This window comes from Methylobacter marinus A45 (assembly GCF_000383855.1).
Taxonomy (GTDB): Bacteria; Pseudomonadota; Gammaproteobacteria; order Methylococcales; family Methylomonadaceae; genus Methylobacter; species Methylobacter marinus.
In genome coordinates this window covers 3,531,020-3,537,816 of record NZ_KB912877.1, presented here as the reverse complement: position 1 = coordinate 3,537,816, position 6,797 = coordinate 3,531,020, and the positions used below count along the sequence as shown (strand labels likewise).

The 6,797-nt window shown below is 52.9% G+C and carries 6 protein-coding genes; 2 read left to right on the top strand and 4 right to left on the bottom strand.

All coding sequences use genetic code 11. The features are described 5' to 3' along the window. Positions 1-594: 594 nt before the first annotated feature. Positions 595-768: a hypothetical protein gene (locus tag METMA_RS27570; protein WP_020160279.1), complete on the top strand. Its 174-nt coding sequence runs from the start codon at positions 595-597 to the stop codon at positions 766-768. A gap of 294 nt (positions 769-1,062) precedes the next feature. On the opposite strand, the gene METMA_RS0116820 is transcribed toward METMA_RS27570, so the two are convergent. Continuing rightward, entirely contained in the window at positions 1,063-1,437 is a 375-nt protein-coding gene (locus METMA_RS0116820) for a hypothetical protein (protein WP_020160278.1), read from the bottom strand. Between the two features lie 407 nt (positions 1,438-1,844). Here METMA_RS0116820 and METMA_RS0116815 point away from each other — a divergent pair, with 407 nt between their 5' ends. Next, positions 1,845-3,548, top strand: coding sequence for an ABC transporter transmembrane domain-containing protein (locus tag METMA_RS0116815; protein ID WP_020160277.1), 1,704 nt, complete (start codon positions 1,845-1,847; stop codon positions 3,546-3,548). A 306-nt stretch (positions 3,549-3,854) separates the two neighbouring features. Here the strand turns inward: METMA_RS0116815 and METMA_RS0116805 are convergent, their stop codons facing one another. From METMA_RS0116805 to METMA_RS0116795, 3 genes are all read right to left on the bottom strand, one after another. Beyond that, entirely contained in the window at positions 3,855-4,121 is a 267-nt protein-coding gene (locus METMA_RS0116805) for a hypothetical protein (RefSeq protein ID WP_020160275.1), read from the bottom strand. Between the two features lie 111 nt (positions 4,122-4,232). Then, positions 4,233-4,496 (bottom strand): hypothetical protein, encoded by a 264-nt coding sequence (locus METMA_RS0116800; protein ID WP_020160274.1) that lies wholly within the window; start codon positions 4,494-4,496, stop codon positions 4,233-4,235. Positions 4,497-4,695: 199 nt separating this feature from the next. Next, on the bottom strand, positions 4,696-6,654 hold the full coding sequence (locus METMA_RS0116795) for an AsmA family protein (protein ID WP_020160273.1): 1,959 nt from the start codon (positions 6,652-6,654) through the stop codon (positions 4,696-4,698). Between the last annotated feature and the right edge of the window lie 143 nt (positions 6,655-6,797).

Sequence of the window (6,797 nt, the reverse complement as noted above, 5' to 3'; positions counted from 1 at the left end):
CTCGCGGCTTCCCCCTTGCGGTTTCGCTACGGTTGTCGTTACTACTTCCGGTTACCTCCTTTCAGGTAACTAGTTTTGGCCCATGCTGGGCACACTAGGGTACGCAGTGCGTACCTTTTGGGATTGCATGCATCGGAAGCTTGAAAAGGTACGCACTGCGTACCCTACTTTATTTAACAACAGCAGTTGGTTTCAAGTAACGGCTGATTACTCTAACGTTAATCAGGCGCCCTGCCCCAGCCCAGCATTGCCCACACCGGGCGTTTCACGAAAGGCATGCTTATAACAGACGCAGGCATTGACAAAAGTTGGGCATCCGAAAATGAAACGATATTCAAATTACAATACAAGCGAAGGGAATGGGGTAGGAAAGGAAAAAAGGCCAAAATACCGGGCTTTTTGCAGTCTGATGCGGGATGTCTGAGCGATACCTAATCCTGACTATTCTACTCAGTTTTTACAGCGAGTAAATACTTTTAGTGTTGCCAATCATGAAACAATGAATCTATAAATAGTACTATTGTCAACATTATTACTCTCTCCTATAGTTGAGTCGTAGTCTAAATTCTTTTCCACCGCAATGAGGATCTAACCATGAGCGACTTCTACAAAGACATCTTAACCGGAGCAGTGTTTTTAACTGGCCTGCTGGGCTTTATCTCTGGCGAATTCATTATTTCATCCACCTTGTTCGCGGCTGCGGCCATTGCCAGTAACGTCAACACGAACCGTAAACGTGGCAATGACGGTCGCTTAACATGCGAGTAACCGCCTTGTCTGAACAGCTTAAACAAGCGACTTAAAAACTCCCAGCGCTTCACGGCTCTGGGAGTTTTTTATTTTAACCCTGTTTAAACTTCGCAATCCGCTTAACAGCCTGGCACAGCATCAGTCTTTATTAAGCCGGAAATCGCAACCAAGTCGCACTCCACTCCACCCCGGATTGCCGTCAAATTCAGGCATTCGCAAAAATTTCCGCCCCGGTAAGACCGATTCAACTATGATTATCCGTATTGAAAAAGGCATGGCAAATCGGTGCGTATTTCATATCACTCAATGGATCTACTCGGTTATTTTGACCAGCCAACCATCGCTGCCTTTACATTTACCTTGGGCGCTAATAGCGATGCGGGCATAATCGCCTTTCAACGCTTCAGGCAGATTGCCGGTTACCGCATAGCGTTTGGAGGACAGTTCCTTTACCGCGACCTCGACCGGCTGCCCCTTGACCGTGACGCTAATGCTGGAGGGATCCAGAACACCGGAAGCCAGAAAAGAAAACGGCGCTCCAGGCGCTACTTCCGCTTTGTCGGCCGGGTCAAAATCACTAAATCCCGGTTTCTGGCAGGCTTTTTGGCTGCTACTGCTGCCGTAAGCCCAGGTTTGACTGGTCACCATCGTTAACATCAATAGTGGCAAAACATTGAATAATTTCATGAATTGACCTCGTGAGTTAATCAGGGAAAGGTTAATTGCCGTTACCGGACAAGCAATGTCGTCTATATTACCCCAGGCGTATCAGATTGGCGCCACTATCGTTCGCCAGGATAAAGCCAAAGTGTTTTATGGTTGCAAAAAAGTGCGAATAAATTCGCACCTACAATTTACCTGTCATAATTAAATTGACTGACTACTTTGGCTTGCATGGACAAAACAGTCAATAGCGGTTGTCAATTCTCCCGAATATTTTCCATTTCGATGCATTCTAAGTTATGAGAGAATCGATCATATCCCATCCAACACGAGCAGGACGATTTATCTCGAAATCAACGCAACCTGATACCTCCCGGCACTTGTCGTCTCTTAGGAATCTGTGGCCTTTTCTCCGCCCTTATCGGGGGAGAATGGCTCTGGCCTTTGTCCTGCTGTGTCTTGGCTCGGCCACCATCCTGGCGGTTCCATTGGCGTTCCGAGACCTGATTGACTTCGGTTTTGGCCAACGGCAGAGTGCCAGCACGGGGCTGCTGGGCTCGCTGAGCCTGAACGGACGCTTCGCGGTCCTGTTCGGGCTGGCGAGCGTGTGGGCATTGGCCGTCGCGGCGCGTTATTACACCGTGACCTGGCTGGGTGAGCGGGTGACGGCGGATTTACGCAGTGCCGTGTATGCGCGTGTGCTGGCGCAGAATCCACAATTTTTCGAAACGCTGCAGACCGGCGAAGTGCTGTCGCGGCTAACCGGCGACACCGCCCTGATCCAGACCGTCATCGGCAGTTCCATTTCCATGGGCTTGCGCAGTTTGTTTCAACTGGCCGGCGGCATGATCATGCTGGCGGTAACCCATTTATACCTGTTCTCCCTGAATCTGGGTCTTATGGCCCTGCTGATGCTGCCCATCCTTGCTATCGGCCGTCGCGTGAAAAAACTCTCGCGTGAAGCGCAGGACAAAATTGCCGATGCCTCGGCGCTGGCCGGTGAGATCCTCAACGCGGTGCCGACGGTTCAGGCCTATACCCATGAACAACAGGAAGCCCGGCGCTTCGCCGACCGTGCGGAAGTCAGCTTTATGACCGCCATCCGGCGGAGCCGCGTGCGGGCAGTGCTGACCGCGCTAATTATCATGGCGGTGATGGGTGTCATTGTTTTTGTGCTGTGGGTCGGTGCGCACCAGGTACAGACTGGCATCATGACGGGCGGGCAACTGACTTCCTTTATCCTTTATGCAGCCCTGGTAGCGGGCGGAGCAGGCACCCTGGCGGAGGTATGGGGCGATGTCATGCGGGCGGCGGGCGCGGCCGAGCGCTTGCTGGAACTGCTCCATGCCAGGCCCGCCATTATCGACGCCAACCCGCCCCAACCGCTGCCGTCCCCCGAAAAATCGGAAATTCAGTTCGAGCATGTCACCTTCCGTTACCCGTCGCGTCCGCAGACGAAGGCGCTTGATGACATCTCGCTCGACATCGCCGCCGGCGAAAGTGTCGCGCTGGTCGGCCCTTCCGGTGCGGGCAAGACGACCCTGTTCCAACTGTTATTGCGTTTTTACGAGGTAACGGACGGCGTCGTCCGGTTCAACGAACAGGATATCCGTCAGCTTTCTTTGCACGACTTGCGGAACAGGATTGCCATCGTGTCGCAAGATCCGGTGATCTTCTCGGCCAATGCGCTGGAAAATATTCGTTACGGCCGACCTACGGCCAGCGATGATGAGGTCATGGCAGCCGCCCGATCGGCGCAGGTAGAAGAATTCATCCAGCGCCTGCCGGAAGGTTATCAGACATTCCTTGGCGAACGCGGCACCCGCTTGTCCGGAGGCCAGCGCCAGCGCATCGCCATCGCCCGTGCCATTTTGAAAAATGCGCCACTTCTGCTGCTCGATGAAGCCACCAGCGCACTGGATGCCGAATCCGAAATTCTCGTGCAAGAGGGATTAAATGTCGCCATGCAAGGTCGCACTACCCTGATCATTGCTCACCGGCTGGCTACAGTGAAAAAAGTCAGCCGCATCATTGTAATGGACCAGGGACGCATCGTCGAAATTGGCGCGCCGGATGATTTGCGCCAACGGAGCGGGCTTTACGCCAGGCTCGCAAGCCTGCAATTCGACGTTTAAACAAAGCTAGTACTTAGTCAGCCTTGTTCTGACGAGTAAAATTCCTCGTTGGGAACCGATACCGGGCCATATGATATGCCGCTCTCAAAGCCCGGTATCGGTTCCCACGGAGTATCGTGGCCACCAGAAAAAATACCGCCGACAAAAAGCGATGAATGCAACGAGCATGATTAATGGCCCTGGCATCATCTCCCAGAACCAGCCCGTCTCTCACCTGAGTACCGGTCAAAGGGGCCGCCTTGATGAAAAAACAATCCATGTGCATCAATGTGCTCAATAGCCGGCAATCAGATGAATGTGACCTATTCAAGTCGAGGATAATGAATTGCCATCCAACTTCCCGCTTTGGAACATCGTCAGCTCCCATCGCTGCGCTAATTCATCATGCCGCAGTATATAGATATCGTTTTCGCTGCCGCGCACTTTGAAATAACGGTATTCGGGTGCCAGCCAGCGGTCGATCACTTCTTCGATTTCAATAGCTTTATCGCCCATGAAAAAACGTCTTGGCGTTTCCTCTCCCCGGTAACCGGCATAACATTCCACACGAATTGTTAACGTTTCCGAATTCATAGAATTTTAACCTATGGTGATGCACTATTATGGTTCAGAGTTATTCTACCTGATTGTTTTGGTGGAAAGATTAAGGCGGCCAAATCCTATCCACGGAGCGGTAAGTAAAGATCAGGCCGGCTCGACGCCGATGATTTCCCCCTGCTCATTCAATCGTAACCGCAAACGCCCATAACAGGGTTTCTGATCGCCCTGGCAGCCGGAGCCTTCCATGATGCTTTCAAGAAAAGTCACATAGATCAACAGGCTCTCGGGCTGGCGCTCGATGATTTCATAGTGAATCGATTCATTGATGATCCCGCCGTTCTGGCTGCAAAAGGCACTCAGCTCTTTACAATTTTGCAGTAGACGGGTAATCGCTAGTGCTTCTGTCATGGATTTGCACCTCTTTAATATCTTACGCGGTCAGAATCGCCGGAACGCTGGGTTCAACGCTCAAGCTGGACTCATGAATAGACGGATAACAATAGCGATTATATAGGCAATGCCGGTTCAATGAACAACCTCGGGCGCCCAATCCAGTTCCTATTGGATGAATAAGCGGTAAAAGTCTGGACAGGAACTGAAGACCAAACTAATCGGCATTCCGCTTTGCCGGCCCTTTATTGCCGGATCGACCGGGCGACGGTTTCCGCTGCGCCGCCGCATCGTCCGCTTGCGCTTCATCAATCAAGGCATGGCAGGCGCTATCTTCACCCAATCCCCAGTCAACCCATGGAATAATGGTCGCGACCGGTGTCAGCAACACGCCCAAGGCGGCCGAAATCCCTGCCTTGGCAGCCAGACTAGACCGATCCGGCATGACTGTCGGCGACTTGAATGTTCCTGTGACATTGACCGGCACGCGCGCGGCTAACAGACTGACATCCTTGGGATTGGCATCAAGCCGCAGATCAACGGTCTCCTTGCCCAAATCAATCTGCCCGGTAATATTGATATTGGTATCGGCAGTATCGATCATGAACGGCGCGGTCTTCATGATGCCGTCATTGACCTTGAAGTTGCCGATTATGCAACGCACCCGGGTACTTTTGTCCTCGGTCAGCAGAAGGCCCAGCGATTCGGCCACATCCAGACCCGCCAGTTCCACTAGCAGACTGCTGATATGGCCTTGCTCCATCAGCAACGTGACATCGCCGTTTCCGCGGCCGAGCATTTCGGCTACCGAGTTGCCGGTCGTGTCGAGGCCGATCTGGCCGAAGAACATGCCATCGCTTTCCTGCTCAAACTGTGTATCGGCCAACAGGCGTTTGAGCGGCACCTCGCGGATTTTGATATCCGCCTTCGTGACGATAAGATCCTTGCCGGCATCCATGGTGATGACGGATGCAATCTGGCCAATATCGATGCGAAAATTCAAGGGGTCCAGCGTCAGCTTGCCGTGATCCACGTGCAGATGGGTCTTGAATTCGTCAATCGGCAGATTGGGCGTGATGATGTTGTCGCTATAGAAGTTCACGTCCGCGTCGGCGGAGCGCATCGCCTCTGGACTATAGGGTTCATCGGGGAAGATGCGCGGCCTCTCTTTCTCCTCCGGCGTCGGATCGACGCCGATAAAGCCCACCAGATCCTTGAAGTCGAGTCGTCTGGACTTGATATTGGCTTGCAGAAATGGCCGCTCTTCCGGCGTGCTATAGGTAACTTCGCCGGCGATATCGCTGCCGCCCATTTTTCCATCCAGATCGTGTATGTGCCAACTCTCGCCGGAGCGCGTCACATGGCCGTTGAATTTATAGGACGGGGTCTCGGCCATCGGCACGCCGATAAAAGGCGTCAGCATATCAAGACTGTCGCCCTGTAACTCGATCGACAGTTTGGGTTCGCGCAATTGTACCGGATCGGCAAACGTACCCTCGACCACGACCTTGGTCTCACCGGCGGTCATTTCCAGATCGACGGGATAGGGCTTGCGCTTTTCCCACAGTTCCAGCAGCGAGCCACCTTGCGCCTTAAGCGTGAAGGGCTCGCCCTCGAAACGGCCCTGGCCTTGCAATTCGACGGCCTGTTCTTTCGCCGCCCCGACTGCCGACGCACTAATATCCAGTTCCGTATCTAAGGTCGGATCGCGGTAGACCAGTTTGCTTTCATCGAGCGTCAGGCGGCCAATTTTGGGAAATTCGGTGCGCTCGGTTTCCGTTTCCTCGTCGGTTTTAAACGCCCAGTTGCCTTTGCCGTCAGCGTTCTTTTCCAGCAGCACCCGGGGCCTGGACAAGTGGATTTCCGGCAGCACGATCTTGCCTTTCAATAAATCCGGCAATCTGATGCTGAATACCAGGCGATCCAGGCTCAGCATTTCCGGCTCGCTGCCCCACTCCGCATTGGCCAGTTCGATTTTGTTGACTGTGATACGCGGCGTCCAGCCCAACTTCACATCCAGATCACCCTGAATCTCAAAACGCCGGTCCAGCTGGCTGCTGATTTGGGACGATATCGGAGCGCGCAACCGGTTCCAGTCGAAGAAAGCCAGCAGCAGAGCGATAGCAACGATCAGTACCAGTAAAGTTATTCCCACCCACTTCAAGACATGTTGCATAGAAATACCCTCTCTGATCCAAAACAGCTGCGCGCACGGAGAGACAAAGAAGAAACCCACTTTAATCCAAGGAAATCAAATATCTGATTTTATGCATGAATCAGGATCAAGGACTCAATGAAATCGTTAGAGTTCAGAGCTGA